The 15,966-nt window shown below is 70.6% G+C and carries 19 protein-coding genes; 10 read left to right on the top strand and 9 right to left on the bottom strand.

The annotated features are described in order from the left end of the window. Window positions 1–72: 72 nt before the first annotated feature. The 8 genes from STRBO_RS0117955 to STRBO_RS0117985 all read left to right on the top strand — a co-directional run bounded on the left by STRBO_RS0117955 (window position 73) and on the right by STRBO_RS0117985 (window position 7,460). The gene (locus tag STRBO_RS0117955) at window positions 73–1,278 is read left to right on the top strand and encodes an ATP-binding protein (RefSeq protein ID WP_005475238.1); all 1,206 of its coding nucleotides are present in this window, start codon (window positions 73–75) and stop codon (window positions 1,276–1,278) included. After that, entirely contained in the window at window positions 1,275–1,676 is a 402-nt protein-coding gene (locus STRBO_RS0117960) for a roadblock/LC7 domain-containing protein (protein WP_005475236.1), read from the top strand. The genes STRBO_RS0117955 and STRBO_RS0117960 overlap by 4 nt, the downstream gene beginning before the upstream one ends. Beyond that, window positions 1,673–2,050: a DUF742 domain-containing protein gene (locus STRBO_RS0117965; RefSeq protein WP_005475232.1), complete on the top strand. Its 378-nt coding sequence runs from the start codon at window positions 1,673–1,675 to the stop codon at window positions 2,048–2,050. The genes STRBO_RS0117960 and STRBO_RS0117965 overlap by 4 nt, the downstream gene beginning before the upstream one ends. Beyond that, window positions 2,025–2,618 carry a GTP-binding protein gene (locus STRBO_RS0117970; protein ID WP_013005331.1) on the top strand — a complete coding sequence of 198 codons (594 nt, stop codon included), beginning with the start codon at window positions 2,025–2,027 and terminating at the stop codon, window positions 2,616–2,618. The genes STRBO_RS0117965 and STRBO_RS0117970 overlap by 26 nt, the downstream gene beginning before the upstream one ends. A 13-nt stretch (window positions 2,619–2,631) precedes the next feature. Beyond that, window positions 2,632–3,969 (top strand): cytochrome P450, encoded by a 1,338-nt coding sequence (locus STRBO_RS0117975; RefSeq protein WP_005475230.1) that lies wholly within the window; start codon window positions 2,632–2,634, stop codon window positions 3,967–3,969. A 186-nt stretch (window positions 3,970–4,155) separates the two neighbouring features. Beyond that, complete coding sequence (locus STRBO_RS43445; RefSeq protein WP_005475229.1) at window positions 4,156–4,323, top strand: hypothetical protein; 168 nt, start codon at window positions 4,156–4,158, stop codon at window positions 4,321–4,323. Then, complete coding sequence (locus tag STRBO_RS45650) at window positions 4,320–6,905, top strand: tryptophanase (protein ID WP_020114547.1); 2,586 nt, start codon at window positions 4,320–4,322, stop codon at window positions 6,903–6,905. Before STRBO_RS43445 ends, STRBO_RS45650 begins: the two co-directional genes overlap by 4 nt. A gap of 114 nt (window positions 6,906–7,019) precedes the next feature. Further along, window positions 7,020–7,460, top strand: a complete 441-nt coding sequence (locus STRBO_RS0117985) for a cytidine deaminase family protein (RefSeq protein ID WP_005475227.1) — start codon at window positions 7,020–7,022, stop codon at window positions 7,458–7,460. Window positions 7,461–7,493: 33 nt separating this feature from the next. Here the strand turns inward: STRBO_RS0117985 and STRBO_RS0117990 are convergent, their stop codons facing one another. From STRBO_RS0117990 to STRBO_RS0118030, 9 genes are all read right to left on the bottom strand, one after another. Next, the gene (locus STRBO_RS0117990) at window positions 7,494–8,339 is read right to left on the bottom strand and encodes a class III extradiol dioxygenase subunit beta (RefSeq protein WP_005475226.1); all 846 of its coding nucleotides are present in this window, start codon (window positions 8,337–8,339) and stop codon (window positions 7,494–7,496) included. Window position 8,340: 1 nt separating this feature from the next. Next, entirely contained in the window at window positions 8,341–8,697 is a 357-nt protein-coding gene (locus STRBO_RS0117995) for a protocatechuate 4,5-dioxygenase subunit alpha (protein ID WP_005475218.1), read from the bottom strand. A gap of 45 nt (window positions 8,698–8,742) precedes the next feature. Beyond that, window positions 8,743–9,495, bottom strand: coding sequence for an SDR family NAD(P)-dependent oxidoreductase (locus tag STRBO_RS0118000; protein WP_020114549.1), 753 nt, complete (start codon window positions 9,493–9,495; stop codon window positions 8,743–8,745). Continuing rightward, window positions 9,492–9,773: a muconolactone Delta-isomerase family protein gene (locus STRBO_RS0118005; protein ID WP_020114550.1), complete on the bottom strand. Its 282-nt coding sequence runs from the start codon at window positions 9,771–9,773 to the stop codon at window positions 9,492–9,494. The genes STRBO_RS0118000 and STRBO_RS0118005 overlap by 4 nt, the downstream gene beginning before the upstream one ends. A gap of 21 nt (window positions 9,774–9,794) precedes the next feature. Beyond that, window positions 9,795–10,508: an alpha/beta fold hydrolase gene (locus tag STRBO_RS0118010; protein WP_020114551.1), complete on the bottom strand. Its 714-nt coding sequence runs from the start codon at window positions 10,506–10,508 to the stop codon at window positions 9,795–9,797. Further along, the gene (locus STRBO_RS0118015) at window positions 10,505–11,533 is read right to left on the bottom strand and encodes an aromatic ring-hydroxylating oxygenase subunit alpha (protein WP_005475211.1); all 1,029 of its coding nucleotides are present in this window, start codon (window positions 11,531–11,533) and stop codon (window positions 10,505–10,507) included. Before STRBO_RS0118015 ends, STRBO_RS0118010 begins: the two co-directional genes overlap by 4 nt. A gap of 73 nt (window positions 11,534–11,606) precedes the next feature. Further along, the gene (locus STRBO_RS0118020; protein WP_005475210.1) at window positions 11,607–12,653 is read right to left on the bottom strand and encodes a PDR/VanB family oxidoreductase; all 1,047 of its coding nucleotides are present in this window, start codon (window positions 12,651–12,653) and stop codon (window positions 11,607–11,609) included. A 123-nt stretch (window positions 12,654–12,776) separates the two neighbouring features. Beyond that, window positions 12,777–13,070, bottom strand: coding sequence for a hypothetical protein (locus STRBO_RS0118025; RefSeq protein WP_005475209.1), 294 nt, complete (start codon window positions 13,068–13,070; stop codon window positions 12,777–12,779). Beyond that, window positions 13,067–13,816, bottom strand: coding sequence for a PIG-L deacetylase family protein (locus STRBO_RS0118030; protein ID WP_005475208.1), 750 nt, complete (start codon window positions 13,814–13,816; stop codon window positions 13,067–13,069). The genes STRBO_RS0118025 and STRBO_RS0118030 overlap by 4 nt, the downstream gene beginning before the upstream one ends. 415 nt (window positions 13,817–14,231) lie before the next feature. Here STRBO_RS0118030 and STRBO_RS0118035 point away from each other — a divergent pair, with 415 nt between their 5' ends. Both STRBO_RS0118035 and STRBO_RS0118040 read left to right on the top strand, forming a co-directional pair. Continuing rightward, window positions 14,232–14,915: a 4-carboxy-4-hydroxy-2-oxoadipate aldolase/oxaloacetate decarboxylase gene (locus STRBO_RS0118035; protein ID WP_005475207.1), complete on the top strand. Its 684-nt coding sequence runs from the start codon at window positions 14,232–14,234 to the stop codon at window positions 14,913–14,915. Between the two features lie 157 nt (window positions 14,916–15,072). Next, window positions 15,073–15,747, top strand: a complete 675-nt coding sequence (locus STRBO_RS0118040; protein WP_005475206.1) for a GntR family transcriptional regulator — start codon at window positions 15,073–15,075, stop codon at window positions 15,745–15,747. The last annotated feature ends 219 nt before the right edge of the window (window positions 15,748–15,966 follow it).

A 15,966-nucleotide genomic window follows, 5' to 3' on the forward strand; every position in this document is an offset into this window, starting at 1 on the left:
ATGGCTGACCTTCGGTATGTGTGAATTGACAGGAATTCAGTAGCTGGCTATCGGCCGCCTGAAGAGGGTCTCATGACGCAATACATACAAAACTCGGCGCTGTGGGCACTCCTTGTCGTAACCCTTGTCGCCGCCATCCTCATCGTTCGTCAGCGACGGGCGGCGCGGACATTACGGCAGGAGATCGCAGGGCTCAAGAACCACTACGGTGAGCTGGAGAGCCAATACACGGAGTCCGTCCGCACGGCCCAGCAGGAAGCCGAAGGCGAGACGAGGACCGCGCTGAAGTCCGCCATGCGGACCCTGCAGGGCCTCGCCGCCGAACAGCAGCGCATCATCTCCGGACTGCAGCGCAAGTACGGTGACTCCGTCATGCTCCAGGACCTCCTGGAGATCGACCACATGAACGCGCAGTTCGGCCGACGGGCCCAGTCCATCGCCGTCCTGTGCGAGGGCTGGCTCGGCCGGCACCGCGACGTCGCCTCGGTCTACGACGTGGTCCGCAGCGCCCAGGGCAGGATCCGCCACTTCCAGCGGGCGCACATCCTGTCCAAGGTCGACTTCGGTGTCACCAGCCGGGCCGTCGAACCGGTGGCACTGGCCCTCGCGGAACTGCTCGACAACGCGACCAGCTACTCCAGCCCGGACACCGTGGTCGAGATCAACGTCCGTTCCGTACCCAAGGGCGTCTGCATCATCGTCGACGACGCGGGTGTCGGCATGAACGAGGAGGAGAAGGCCAGGGCCGAGAAGCTCCTGACGAGCGAGCGGGCCACGGGCGTCTCCGGACTGGGCAACCCTCCGCAGTTCGGCTTCGCGGTGATCGGCGTGCTCTGCGAGCGGTTCGGCTTCACCGTGTCGGTGGACTCCACCTCCCCCTACGGCGGCGTGCGGGCGGTCGTGCTGCTGCCCGACGACCTGCTCACCGACATGCCGGTGCCCAAGCAGCCGGCCGCGTCGGTGGAGTCGGTCGCGCCGAGGGAGGAGCCGCCGGCCGTCGAGTCGCGCCCCTCGGCGTACGAGCCGGCCCCCGAGCCCGCGCTGCCCCTCGGCACGACCGAGGACGGCCTGCCCAAGCGGCGGCGCAAGCGGCCGATGGCCCTGGTCTCGACCGGTCCGTCCGCCGCCCCGGCCGCCCCCAAGCGCCGCAGTGAGGAGACGGCAGCCATCATGGCCGCCTTCAAGCAGGGCACGGACGCCGGCCGCGCCACACATCCGGAGGGGGAGCGGCCGGGCGGAACCCGTGACGCGAGCAGTGAAGGGCACGAGGTCCAATGAACAACGATCTTTCCTGGATGCTTGACAGCGCCTTGGAGATCCCCGGAGCCCTCCACGCGGTTCTGGTCTCCTCCGACGGGCTGCTGAGGGCACGCTCGAAGGACGTGGACAAGGACGACGCCGACAAGGCCGCCGCCGCGATGAGCGGCATGCAGTCGCTCAGCCGGTCCCTGGCGTTCTTCTGCTCCCGCTCGGACCTGCGCTGGCAGCAGACCCTCGTCGAGTTCGACGGCGGCTGGATCTTCCTCATCTCCGCCGGCGACGGCGCCTACCTCGCCGTGTCGGCCTCCTCCGACGTCGACATGGCCGACATCACCTTCCGCATGCAGCAACTCGTCGGACAACTGGGCAAGGTCATGACCGCCCCGCCCCGGGAGAGCAGCGTGGTACGGCCATGACCGATTCCGACAGGCACGAGCACGAAGCCGCCGAATTAGTACGTCCGTACGTCATCACCGGCGGCCGCAGCCTTCCCGGCGAGAGCCAGTTCTCCCTCATCACGCTGGTCACGGCGGTCGTCGACCAGCAGCAGCGGCCTGCCCGCCTCTCACCCGAGGAGCAGAACCTGCTGGGGATGTGCGTCGGCGGTTACCTCTCCGTCGCCGAGATCTCCGGACACCTGCACCTTCCTGTGGGGGTCGTGAAGATCCTGCTGGCGGCCCTCTCCGAGGCCGGCTACCTCGTCACCCGCCCGCCGGCGACCCGTGCGCCCGTCGCCAACCTGCAGATCCTCGAGGAGGTGCTCCATGGTCTCCAGTCCAAGTTTGGATGAGCGGGCCTACGTCCCCGGCGGAGAGACGCAGACCGCCGTGAAGATCCTGGTCGTCGGGCACTTCGCGGTGGGCAAGACCACGTTCATCGGGTCGATCTCCGAGATCTCGCCGCTCTCCACCGAGGAGACGATGACCCAGGCCGGCGAGGCGATCGACGACCTCAAGGGCGTCCAGGGCAAGACCACCACCACGGTCGCCATGGACTTCGGCCGCCTCACCGTCAGCGACCGTGTGGTGCTGTACCTCTTCGGCACGCCCGGCCAGCAGCGCTTCGTGCAGATGTGGGAGGACATGGCACGCGGCGCCCTCGGGGCGCTCGTGCTCGTCGACCCCGAGCGGCTGGCCGACTCGTTCGCCGTCATCGACCTGATCGAGCAGTACGGACTCGACTACGCGATCGCGGTCAACCATTTCGACGGCACGTCCATACGTGACGCCAGGGCACTGCGCGAAGCGCTCGATCTGCTCGACGACACCCCCATCGTCACCTGCGACGCGCGGGACGAGCGGTCGTCGGCCGAAGCACTGATCACGCTGGTCCGCTACTTGATGGACCGCGCCCGTTAGGAGCAGAGCAGACATGACCTCCGATTCCACCTTCCCCGCACCCCCGCCCGGCTGCCCGGCCCACGACAGCGGGATGCGGGTCCCGCTGTACGGACCGGAGTACGCCGCCGACCCGCAGGCGTACTACGCCTACATGCGGCACTACGGGCAGACCGCACCGGTCGAGATCGCGCCCGGCGTCGACGCCACCCTCGTCACCGACCACGCGACGGCGCTGAGGCTCCTCCAGGACTCGGGCAACTTCCGCAAGGACGCGCGCCGTTGGCGCGACGTCGCGGAAGGCAAGATCGGCCCGGACAGCCCCGTCGTCCCCATGCTGGGGTACCGCCCCAACGCCATGTTCACCGACGGCGCCGAACACGCCCGGCTCCGCCAGGCCATCACCGACAGCCTGGCCAAGGTCGACTCCCGCCGCATCAGCGACATGACCAAGCGGGCCTCCGACTACCTCCTGGCCCAGGTCTCCGCCCGCGGCTCCATCGACCTGATGAACGACTACGTCAAGCCGCTGCCGCTGCTCGTGTTCAACGAACTGTTCGGCTGCCCGGCGGACATCGGCGACCGGGTCGTCTTCGGCATCTCCGGAGTCTTCGAGGGCGTCAACGCCGAGAAGGCCAACGCGGTCCTGGGACAGGCCGTGTTCGAACTGGTCGCCCTCAAGCGCGCCAGGCCCGCCGACGACGTCACCTCCTACCTGATGCGGCACGAGGCACGGCTGACCGACGAGGAACTCGTCCACCAGCTGATCCTGCTCCTCGGCGCGGGCGCCGAACCGCTGCGCAATCTCATCGGCAACACCCTGCACCGGCTGCTCCTGCACGACCGGTACGCCGACGGCGGCCTCATCGAGGAGGCCATCGACGACACGCTGTGGGAGAACCCGCCCATGGCGAACTACGCGCCCCATTACCCCGCCATCGACCTGGAGTTCGGCGGCACGAAGATGCGGGCCGGCGATCTCGTCCTCGTCAGCATGACGGCGGCCAACACCGACCCTGCGCTCGCGACGGCCCGTCAGACCGGCGGCCGGCGCGCGCACCTGTCCTGGAGCGCGGGCCCGCACGCCTGCCCCTCCAAGGAACTCGCCCGCCTCGTCACCATGGTGGCCATCGAGAACCTGCTCAACCGTCTGCACGACATCGAACTCGCGGTGCCCGAGGACAGCCTCACCTGGCGACCCGGCCCCTTCCACCGCGCGCTCGCCGCGCTTCCCTGCCGCTTCACCCCGCAGGTGATGCAGCGTCCGGCCCCGCCCCGCGCGGAGACGACCGCCCGCGGCGACAACGCCCCCGCGGGCCGGAAGGCCGAGCGAGGGGTGTGGGGTTCCTTCCTGTCCTGGTTGAAGGGGTGACACCCGCAACCGTCTGTGACGGAAGGCACTGCATGAGCTTTCAACCAAAGGGGTAGTAACGCGGCGGCAATTCGTGGTGACCAACGAACAAAGGGAGGTGTCGTGGACCACATATCCACCGGCGCCGCTTCTGCTCGACATCCGGACATGTACCGCCGCTCCCGACGGCACACCGCATTAACCCCCGTGGAGGCCACGAAGGGCGAGATCCGCCACCGGTCACCACGAAACGAGATACCCGCCGAGGTCGGCGGGTATCTTTGCGTCTCCTCCCACGCCCCGGCCGCCGACCAGGAGAAACCCGCGTCCCCGGCACCGTCCCCCCACTCCGAGCAGCGGCGGGAGCACCGGTGAGCGCCCACGGGTCCGGCACCGGGGGGACCCGCGTGGACCGGACGCTCGGCGACCTCGTGACGGGCCAACTGCGGCGGCTGTGCCAGGTGTCCGGGCTCGGCCCGTCCGACGCGGACACCTACGCGCACGTACTGACCGACTCCCTCGGAGCGGCGGCCGAGCGGTCCCTGGACCTGCCGCCCCCCTCCCGGAGCTTCCTGTCCGACGACTCCACCCCCGTGGAGTTCTCGCTCTCCTTCGCACCGGACGCGCCCCCCAGGCTGCGGGTGCTGCTGGAGCCGGGATGCGGCGCCGACACCCTCCGCGAGGACGGCCGCACCGGACTGCGCGTGGTCCGGTCCATGGCACGACGCTGGGGCTTCGGCACCGCACAACTCGACGCCCTGGAGGACCTGTTCCTGCCCCCCGACCCGCACGGCCCGCTGGCCCTGTGGATCGCCCTGGAGCTGCGCCCCGGCGGCGTCCCCAGGATGAAGGTGTACCTGAACCCGGCGGCGTCCGGCGCGACGAGAGCCGCCGGGACGATCCGGGAAGCGCTGGACCGGCTCGGCCACCGGCACGCCTTCGACGCGCTGCCCCCGGCCGACGGTTACCCGTTCTTCGCCCTCGACCTGGGGGACTGGGCGGCACCCCGGGTGAAGATCTACGCCACCCACCACGGACTGCCGGTGACAGCCGCCGGCGGCCTGTGCCGGATGGACTCCGGCCCCGACAGCGCGACGCTGGAGGAGTTCCTCCGCACCGCGGGCGGCTTCGGCGACGGAGCAGGGCGATCCTCGCTCGCCGAGGCCCGGTTCGACCGGCGCCCCGTCCTGACCTGCCACTCCTTCACCCGGACCACCGGCGGCCCCACCGGCTTCACCCTCCACGTCCCGGTCAGGGACTACGCCCGGGACGACGCGCAGGCACTGCGCTGGGCCGGCACCGTCCTCGGCCGCCACGGGCTCGGCACCGACACCCTCGCCCGGTCACTGGCCGCCGTCACCCCCCGGCCGCCGCAGGACGGCGTCGGACTCATCGCCTACGTGGCGCTGGCCCACGAGGAGCACCGGCCGCCCCGGGTGACCGCGTACATCTCGTCGGAGGCCTACGCGGTCCGGCCCCCCAACACCCCCTCGGCGGACCGCACCGCACCGTCCCCCGGACGGCACGAGTCCGGCCCCCGGCACGGCAACGACCAGACATTCAGCAGTACGTCAGGAGCAAGGATCAGCATGGAGCCCTACCGCATCAAGGTCGTCGAGCCCATCGCGCTCACCACCCGGCAACAGCGCGAGGCGGCGCTGGAGCGGGTGCACTACAACCTCTTCGACCTGCGCGCCGAGGAGGTGACCATCGACCTGCTCAGCGACTCGGGCACCGGCGCCATCTCCGCCGCCCAGCTCGCCGCGGGCATGGAGGGCGACGAGTCCTACGCGGGCTCACGCTCCTTCTACCGCTTCCACGAGACCGTGACCGAGCTGACCGGCTACCGGCACATCCTCCCGGCCCACCAGGGACGCGCGGCCGAACGCATCCTGTTCAACACGCTTCTCGAACCCGGCGGCATCGTCCTGGCCAACACCCACTTCGACACCACCCGGGCGAACGTGGAACTCTCCGGATGTCAGGCCCATGACATCCCGTGTGCCGAGGCCCGCGACCTCGACAGCGAACGCCCCTTCAAGGGCAACATCGACCTCGACAAGCTCCGTTCCACACTCGAAGGACCGGACGGCTCCCGCGTCCGCGTGGTGATCATGACGATCACCAACAACGGAGGCGGCGGCCAGCCCGTCTCCATGGAGAACCTCAAGCAGACCGCCGAGATCTGCCGCCGCCACGGCGTCCCCATGATCCTGGACGCCGCCCGGTTCGCCGAGAACGCCTGGCTCGTCACGCGCCACGAAGAGGGCTACCGCGACCGCACACCCCGCCAGGTCGCCGAGGAAGCGTTCCGTCTCGCCGACGGCTGCGTCATGAGCGCCAAGAAGGACGGCATCGTCCACATCGGCGGCTTCATCGGCCTCAACGACCCCGAACTCGCCGAGAAGTGCGAACGCCTGCTCATCGCCACCGAGGGCTTCGCCACCTACGGCGGACTCGCCGGCCGCGACCTCGACATGATGGCCACCGGCCTGCTGGAGGTGACCGAACCCGCCTACCTCGCCGAACGCGCCGACGTCGCCTCCCACCTCGCCGACCGCGTCCGCTCGGCCGGCGTCGACATCCTCGAACCCCCGGGCCTGCACGCCCTCTACCTCAACGCCGGACGCCTGTTCCCGCACATACCGCCCCACCACTACCCGGGCCACGCCCTCGCCTGCCGCCTCTACCTCGAAGGCGGCATCCGCTCTGCCGAACTCGGCTCCCTCTACCTCGGCGAGGAGGACGAGGACGGCAACCCCACCAAGAGCGCACCGTACGAACTGGTCCGCCTGGCACTCCCACGCCGCGTCTACACCCGCAGCCACTACGACCACGTCGGCCGGACCCTGGAACAGATCGTCAAGAACGCGGAATCCGTCCACGGCTACCGCATCGTGGAGCAGTCCCCGATCCTGCGGCACTTCCGCGCCAAACTGCAGCCGGTGACCGGCTGACAACCCCCGCCAGGTGACATCGACGCCCCGACGGAGCCGCCCCACCCTCCGCCGGGGCGTCGCGCGCGGCGATGACACGAAGACGAACACCAAGACGAACACCAAGCCGAGACGATGACGACGAAGAAGACGACGACGAAGACGACGACGGCCGACACTCACCCCGTCGACCACGAACTCATCCGGGCCGCCACCGACACCGCGCGCACCCGCTGCCGGGGCGACAACCACACCATGGCAGCCGCGGCCCGCGCCCGGGACGGCCGCATCATCACCGCCGTGAACGCCTACCACTTCACGGGGGGACCCTGCGCCGAACTGGTCCTCATCGGCGCGGCGGCCGCCCAGGGAGCCTACGAGCTCGACACCGTCGTCGCCGTGGGCGACCGCGACCGGGGGGTCGTACCGCCCTGCGGCCGATGCCGCCAGGTCCTCCTCGACTACTTCCCCACCCTCAGGGTCATTGTCGGCACGGGCGACCACACCCGGACCGTCCCCATTGCCGACCTGCTGCCGGACAGCTACGTCTGGGCCGACCACCAGCTCGACGCCTAGCGGCCACAGCACGCCGTGGAACCCGCGGACCGGCTATCGCGGCAGTGGACGATTCTCGAACAGCACCATCCCGGCCGCCGTGTTGGAGGCGGGCACGTGATAGGCGTCGTGCACACGGCGGATTCGTGGCCCGAGGGCGCCGCGCATGATCAGCCACATGATGAGTTCGATGCCCTCGGAGCCGGCCTCGCGGATGTAGTCCTCCCGGGTCAGCGCCGCCAGCTTCTCCGGGTCGTGCTCGATGGCGTCGAGGTACATCCGGTCGAAGTCCTGGTTGATCAGCCCCGCGCGGGCGCCCGCGAGTTGATGGGACATGCCGCCGGTTCCGAAGACGGCGACCTTGAGGTCCTCGGGGAAGGAACGGATCGCCTCGCCGAGGGCCCTGCCCAGGGCCAGGCACCGTGCCGCCGTGGGCTGCGGGTACTGGATGACGTTGACCAGGAGGGGGACGACGGCGCACGGCCAGCTCTCCCCGGGCTCGGGGCAGTACACCGACAACGGCACGGTCAGACCGTGGTCCACGGCGAGATCCTGGAACACCGTGATGTCGAAGGAGGAGTCGATCAGGCTTTCGATGAGATGGTCGGAGAACTCCGGGGCGCCGACGACGGTCGGGACCGCACGGCTGCCCCATCCTTCGTCCGCCACCTCGTACGAGGCCGCCGCGCCGACCGCGAAGGCCGGTGTGACGGACAGGTCGACGGCGTTGGCGTGGTCGTTGTAGACGACCACGGCCACGTCCGGCGTATGCCGGGCCATCCACTCACGGGCCGGCGCGTACCCGTCGAACAGCGGTTTCCAGTACGGGTCCTCGGTCTTCCCGCGGTCCATCGCCGCACCGATCGACGGCACGTGCGAGGTGGCCAGACCCCAGATCACCTCAGCCAAAGCTCCGCCCTCCCGCTTCCAGTGCCTGAGCGAACTCCTCGGTGGTCATGCCGGTGAACACCCCTCCGAGGTACTGCATGGACTTCTGATCGAGTACCGCGAGCTTGAACACGTAGAAGATGGAGCCGCCCAGCTCCAGCATCCGCGTCCAGTCCCGGCCCAGGACCGCCTCCCGCTGCTCGGCCGTGAGTCCGTACGCCTCGCAGTACGCGCCCTCGTCCGCGCTGAACCGCACGCGGTTGCCGGCCTCCTTCAACGAGCCGCAGAGCCGGTTCAGCGCCCGGCCCCGACGGTTGTCGGCGGTGTCGAAGACGTAGGTACCCGTGATGTGGGGTGTGCGGCTGGACATGGCTTTCGTCTCCCTCCTCTTCCGCTGTCGTGTCCGGGCGGCCGCTCAGCGCAGCAGCCCGCCGCCGTCGCAGACGAGCGTCTGACCGGTGACCATGGCCCCGTCCGGTGAGGCCAGATACGAGACGAGCCCCGCGAAGTGCTCCGGGGTGACGTACTCCCGGATCGCCTGCTGCCGCATGGTCGCGGCGAACACCTCGTCGCCAGAGTGGGCCCTGGTGCCCGGGGTGGCGACCTGGGCGGGGGCCACCGCGTTGACGGTGATCCCGTGCTCGCCCAGTTCTCGCGCCATCACCCGGGTCATGCCGATCAGCGCACCCTTGCTGGCGACGTAGGCGAGTTGGCCCGGTGAGCCGGTGAAGAAGGTGCGGGAGGCGACGTTGATCACCCGTCCGCCGTGCGTGCTCTTGACCAGCCACGGCACGCACGCCTGCACCATGAGCAGCGGTCCGACCGCGTTGACGGCGAAGAAGCGGTGCAGTTCCTGCGGGGTGGCCTCCAGCAGACCGCTCCGGCCGGACAGCAGGCCCGCGTTGTTGACCAGGACGTCCACGCCGCCGAAGGCCTCCGCGATCTCTTCCACGGTACGGCGGGTGGCGGCCGGGTCGCTGACGTCACAACGCCACGCCCGTACACCGGTGACCCCTGCCCTGTCGTCGAACCCCGCCGCGTCGTCCGGTCCGGTGATGTCCAGGGCGGCGACGGTGAACCCGTCGGCGGCCAGCCGGCGCACGAGGGGCCCGCCGAGCCCACCCGCCGCGCCCGTGACCACCGCGACCCGAGCGCTCCGCGCGGTCATGGTGCCTTCTCCTGCGGATGGGTGGCCAGGGCCTCCACGGTGATGTCCATCCACTTCCACATCGGCAGGGACACCAGGGCGTCGTGCAGTTCCGCCGGGTCGGCCGCCTCGTACAGGCCGATGGTCGCGTTGCGGCCCGGTACCCGCCACAGCCGTTTCAGGATCCCTGCCTCGCGGAGTTCCCGCGCCCGTGCGCGCTCTCCCTCGCGCAGGCTCGCACGGACGTCGTCAGGGGTGTCCGGGGGCAGGGTGTTCTCGGTGCGGACGAGGAATTCCATGCGGGTGTCCACCTTTCAGGGCTACAGACGGGAGCCGGCGACATCCAGCAACATGTCCGCCAGTTCACCGGGGGCGGTGACCATGGCCTCGTGACCGGTGGCGATCTCGTGGACTGGCCACCCCCGGGCGGCGGCGCGCTCGGCGTGCGGGGTGAACACCCGCATCCAGTCGGTGCATTCGACGAAGACGCCGGGCACGTGGTCGGCCTTTCCGGTCAGCCGCAACGGCTCGGTGTAGGTCAGCCACGGGTGCGGGGTGAGGCGGGGGCCGAGCCAGTCCAGGTCCGACTGTTCCCGCACACCCAGAACGCTCAGCGAGCGCACCGGGATGAGCCAGCCGAAGCCCGGCCCGGCCACGGACTCCCGGTAGTGGCCGGCGACGGCGGGGGGCAGCAGGCCGATCGCCGCGTCCCCGTCGTCGCCGACGAAGGCGTCGAGGTGGACCCGTCCGGCCAACCGCTCCGGGACACGGTCGGCGACGCCGGTGACGACCTGACCGGCGTAGCTGTGTCCGACGAGCACCACGTCCCGCAGGTCGTGGGCCTCGATCAGGGCCACGGCGTCCTGGACGTGCGTCGCGAGGCCCACTTGAGGACTGAGCAGGTGGGCGCGGTCGCTCACTCCGGTGAGGGTGGGGGCGTGCACGTCGTGCCCGGCGGCGCGCAACCGCGCTGCCACACGCTGCCACACCCAACCGCCGTGCCAGGCCCCGTGCAGGAGGACGAACACGCTCATGCCGACACGCTTCCCCGCTGCTCGCGGGCCAGCATCTTCGCCAGCGCCCGGCGTCCGCGCAGGGCGGCCAGATCGGAGCGGATGCTGGACTCGGCGGTGCCGCCGGGATCGGTGGCGTACATCAACTCCTGGGCCTCCAGGGCGTCGACGTCCTCCCGCATCACCGCCAGCTGCTGCTCGTGCTGGAACTCGGTGAGCTCCTCGTCGTCGATGAGGTAGTCGCGGGCCAGGGCGTAGAAGTCGTGGGTCTCGTTGCCCTGCCCGGGCGTCATGCCGTACAGCACCTTCATGTGGAAGCCCTCCGGTTCCTCGGTGCCGGTGGCCGCGACGCGGATGTGGAGGACGAAGATGCCGGGCGGGTGGAACTCGCCGTCCTGCCAGCGGTCCACCGGCGAGGTCAGCCCGCACGACTTCTCGTAGAAGGGCGGGGCCTCGATGCCGACCATGCGGCGGCTGAAGCCGACCCGGTCACCGTCCACGGTGACGTCGATCGGGGTGGCGGCCACGGCCGCGTTGCCGATGCTCGTCGGGTGCAGGAAGGTCTCGTGGGTGAGGTCGAGCAGGTTCTCCACCAGCAGCAGGTGGCGGGCCTTCAGCGGTACGACGCCGTGGACGTGGGTCCAGTGCGGATCGGTCAGCCACGAGGTGTCCGGCAGCAGGCGCGCGTCGGCCAGGTCGGGGTCGCCGGGCCAGATCCAGATGACGCCGTCCTTCTCCACCAGGGGGAAGCGGCGCAGGGCGGCCTTGGGCCGGTCGGCCTGCTCGGCGACCCCGACACACACGCCCTGCCCGTCGAAGCGGTAACCGTGGTAGTCGCACTGGAGGGTGCCCTCGTCGTCCAAGTGGCCCAGGGACAGCGGGTACTTGCGGTGCGGGCAGCGGTCCTCGACGGCGGTCACGCCGCCATCGGGCAGCCGGTAGAAGCAGACCGGGATGTCGGTGATCCAGCGGCGGGTGAGCGTCCGGCCGATCTCGTCGGACCAGGCTCCCAGGTACCAGCCGTTGCGCACGTGTGAGGAGAGCATGGACGGCAACGCCTTTCTCTTCGAATCTCTTCGAAGTCTTCTTCGGGCGGCGGGTCGAGGCCGGAAAGCCAGGTCAGAGGTCCAGGACGAGACGGCCGCCGCGGGCGCGGGAGACGCAGATCAGCATGGTGTCGCCGGCGGCCCGCTCGTCCTCGGTCAGCAGGGCGTCCCGGTGGTCGATGTCGCCCGCCAGGACAGCTGTCTCGCAGGAGCCGCAGATGCCCTCCTCGCAGGAGGACAGGACCGGCGCGCCCGCCGCTTCCACGGCCCTGAGCACCGACTGTCCCGGCCGCACGGTGAGCATCACTCCGGACGAGCGCAGCTCCACCTCGAACGGCTCGTCGCCCTCGCCCTCGCCGTCACCCTCACCCGAGGGCGGCCCAGGGGCCGCGGCGAACCGCTCCACGTTGAGCGTTCCCGCCGGCCAGGTGGCGCAGTGGGCCTCGACCGCGTCGATCAGGCCGGCCGGGCCGCAGCAGTACACCACTGCGGAGGGGTCGGGTTCGCCCAGATGGCCGGCGAGGCCGAGCAGGCCGTACTCGTCCTGCGGCCGTACGGTCACGCGCTCTCCGTAGCCCTCCAGCTCGGACAGGAAGGCCATGGACGCCCGGCTCCGGCCGCCGTAGAGCAGCGACCAGTCCGCCCCGGCCGCGTGGACCTCGGCGATCATCGGCAGCAGCGGGGTGATGCCGATGCCGCCGGCGACGAACAGGTACCGCGCCGCCTGCCGTAGGGGGAAGTTGTTCCGCGGGCCCCGTATCCGCAGCTCGCTCGTCTCGCGGACCTCGTCGTGGATCCACCGAGATCCGCCCCGCCCGTCGGGCTCCCGCAACACCGCGATGCGCCAGCGGTCGGTGACGGCCGTCGGACCGCACAGCGAGTACTGGCGGACGGTGCCCGTGGGGAGGACCACGTCGATGTGCGCGCCCGGCTGCCAGCGCGCCAGCGGTACGCCGTCGCGCGGTGCGAGCAGCAGGGACGTGACACCGTCCGCCACCGTCCGCCGGGACACCACGGTGACCGTGCCGTCGTAGTGGGTGGCGCGTGGCGCCGGGGCCGTCGTTGCCGCGGCCGTCCCGAGCGGGAGCGCGTCCGGGGCGGCGGTCGACGGGCTCGTCATGCGTGTCATCTCCTCGGCACGGTCGGTGGTGCGGTGGCACGTTCGACGGTAGTCCCGGGGGAACGCGCAGGTCGTCGCGCTAATGACCGGACCCGGACGGCGGAAGGTCCAGGCCCCACTACGTCATTCGTCGCGCCCGCCGGGCTCCCGGCCGTGCCACGGGGCCTGGTCGAGGTGGATGTGCAGCGGCTGGTCCGTGCTCCACAGCGCTTCCACCACGGCGTGCAGATGCTCCGCGTCGACCCGCCACAGAGGCTCGCCGTACCGGTCGTCCCGTGTGACGCCGTCCGACGGGACGACGTCGGTCAGCAGCCCCCGGTGACCGGCGGCGCGGCCCGGGGCGTCCGCTCCCCGTGCGAACTCGACGAACAGGGAGGTGGCGCGGAAGGGCACCCAGATGTGCGTGGCCGCGGTCATGCCAGCGTCCCCGTGGTCTCGGGGTAGAGCCGTACGTAGGCCTCGCCCATGGTGCCGTGCGAAAGGCCCAGATTGGGACCGGCGTTCCGCTGGAGCTGGACCCCGCGCCGCTTGGCGAGATCGGTGTAGTAGTCCCACATGTGCTGCTGGGCGGCCAGGCACTCCATGGCCTTGCGCTTCCTGTCGAAGACGCTCGTGATGTCGAGCAGGACATTCGGCTTGAAGTCGCACTGCTCGGGCTGGTGCGGTTCGAAGAAGAACACCGGGGGAGCACCCAGGGGCTCTCCGGGCGCGTCGTAGCCGATCGCCTGAGCGAGCACACGCGCCTGGATCGCCATGCGGGCGGCGGCGGGGTGGTCGCCGTTGTAGGGGTCGGTGAGGGTGTGCGTGAGGACGACCGCGGGGTTCACCTCCCGGTAGACGTGCACGATGCGGTCCACCAACTCGGGTGTCTCCCGCAGGGGGTAGTCCCCGGCGTCCAGGAACTCGATCTCGGCGCCCAGCGCGTCGGCGGCGTCGGCGGCCTCCGTTCGGCGCAGTCGTTTGATCTCGGTGAGGCCGAGACCGTCCCGCCAGGCTTTGGCGGACTCGCCGCGTTCGCCGAAACTCAGGCACAGCACCTTGGCGCGCTGACCGCGTTCGGCGGCCAGGGCGATGGCGCCGCCGGCTCGCCAGACGAAGTCACCGGCGTGCGCGCTGATCACCAGCAGGGCGTCGTCGGAGGGTGGGGGCGCGGTGGGGGTCATGGGGGCTCCTTGAGTCGGACGGGACCGGGCGGATCGACATGTCCGCGGAACGGTCGGCGGGTGCCGAGATGACGGCGGTCCTGTGTGCCGGTGACGGGCCGCCGAGTCGCGTGCTGCCCGCAGACCTGGCGGAAGCAGGTCCGGTTCGGCACGAGGTGCGGCATGGGGCCCGGCACGTGGTTCGGCGAGAGATTCGGCAAGTGGTGGTGCGGCGAGAGGTACGGCCGTGAAGCGATGCCGTGTCTGAGGACGAGCATCCGGCGAAGTCGGCCGCAGTGGCTCGACGTCGGCACGAGGCGAGCGGGTCGGAACGAGCCGACGACGCGTTGTCACCATATCGCGAATGTTTTTGTTGACAATAGTGTTGACTTCAAGCAATCTCCTGACAGCAATCCCGGATCAGACCGGAGGAGACATGCCCAGCCGTCATGTCGTCGTCAGGACCATCGACCGACCGGCCCCGGACGCCGTCGCCCGGCTCGCCGAGGCCGGGTCGTCCACCGTCCACGAGGCCATCGGCCGCCGTGGCTTCGCGGGCACCGACCTGAAACCGAACCAGCACAACGTACGGGTGGCGGGCCCGGCGGTGACGGTCAGCTCGCATCCCGGGGACAACCTGATGATCCACGCGGCCGTCGAGGTGTGCCGCCCCGGAGACGTCCTCGTGGTGACCACCACTTCCCCGTCCACGGACGGCATGTTCGGCGAACTGCTGGCGACGTCCCTCGCCGCCCGCGGTGTCATCGGCCTGGTCACGGCGGCCGGGGTGCGCGACACCGTGGAACTGCGGGAGATGGGCTTCCACGTCTGGGCCCGTGCCGTGTCCGCGCAGGGCACGGTGAAGGCGTCCCCGGGCTCGGTCAACGTGCCCGTGACGCTGGGCGGGGTGTCCGTGCGGCCCGGGGACGTCGTCGTCGCCGACGACGACGGTGTGGTCGTCGTACCTCGCGCGGAGGCGGAGGAGGCGGCCGAGCTGGCGGAGAAGCGGATCGCGAAGGAAGCCGTCAACCGGGAGGTCCTGCGTTCCGGGACGCTGGGCGTGGACCACTACGGACTGCGCGCCCGGCTCGCCGAACTCGGCGTCACCTACCAGGACTGACCCCTCGCCCCGCTCCGGCCGTGCCGCGGGAGAGCGGCACCGCCGGCTGTGAACGCCGAGCGCGAGGCCCGCCTTGCGCCGGCTCAGCCCGCACGACCGCGCGGAACGCACCGGCCCTCCTCGCTCTAGAACCCACGGTGGATGGTGACCAGACACGATGAGCACTTCCGTTACTCCCCCCGGTACTCCCGTCGGGATCGATGTCACCGGTGCGATCCGGGACGCGGTGCTGCGCGGCGAGTACGTGCCGCGTCAGCGCCTGGTCGAGGCGGATCTCTGCGAACAGTTCGGCGTCCGCCGCGCCGGCGTGCGCGCGGCGTTCCAGCAACTGGCGGCGGAGGGGCTGGTGGAGATCCAGCGCAACCGCGGCGCCCGTGTCCGGGAGATCACCGTCGCCGAGGCGGTCCAGATCACCGAGGCCCGCATGGTGCTGGAAGGGCTGATCGCCGCCCGCGCGGCGGAGCGGATCAGCCCGGCGGGGGCCGAGACGTTGCGCGGGATCGGCGCGGAGATGGCGAAGGCGGTGGCCGACGGCGAACTGGCCGCCTACAGCGACCTCAACGCCCGCCTGCACCGCTGTGTACGTGACATCGCCGGCCACGAGACCGCCGACCGGCTCATCGAGCAACTGAGGGCCCAGGTGGTCCGGCACCGGTTCATGCTCTCGCGTGTGCCCGGCCGGGCCCGTGCGTCGTTGCCCCAGCACCAGCGGATCATCGAGGCGATCGCCGCCGGTGATCCCGCGGAGGCCGAGGCCGCCATGCGGGCCCATATCGCCAGTGTGGTCGAGGCGCTTAAGGCCCTGGGGACGAGCATGCCTGCGGAGGGCTGAGAGGCCGCCGCATGTCGCGGAGGTCTCCGGCACGTCCCGCACCACGTCCCGGACCACGTCCCGGACCACGTCCCCGTGCTCGACGATCTTTCCGGCCGTCGCGTTGGTCGCGGGCGCTCTCGGTTCCCCGGTGATGCCCCTGGTGATGTCCTTGGCGAAGTCCCTTGGTGAAGTCCTTGGGGCGGCCCACCGCCGTGAGGTTCTGACCGAGGAGGACCT

The organism is Streptomyces bottropensis ATCC 25435 (genome assembly GCF_000383595.1).
In the GTDB taxonomy this organism is placed as follows: domain Bacteria; phylum Actinomycetota; class Actinomycetes; order Streptomycetales; family Streptomycetaceae; genus Streptomyces; species Streptomyces bottropensis.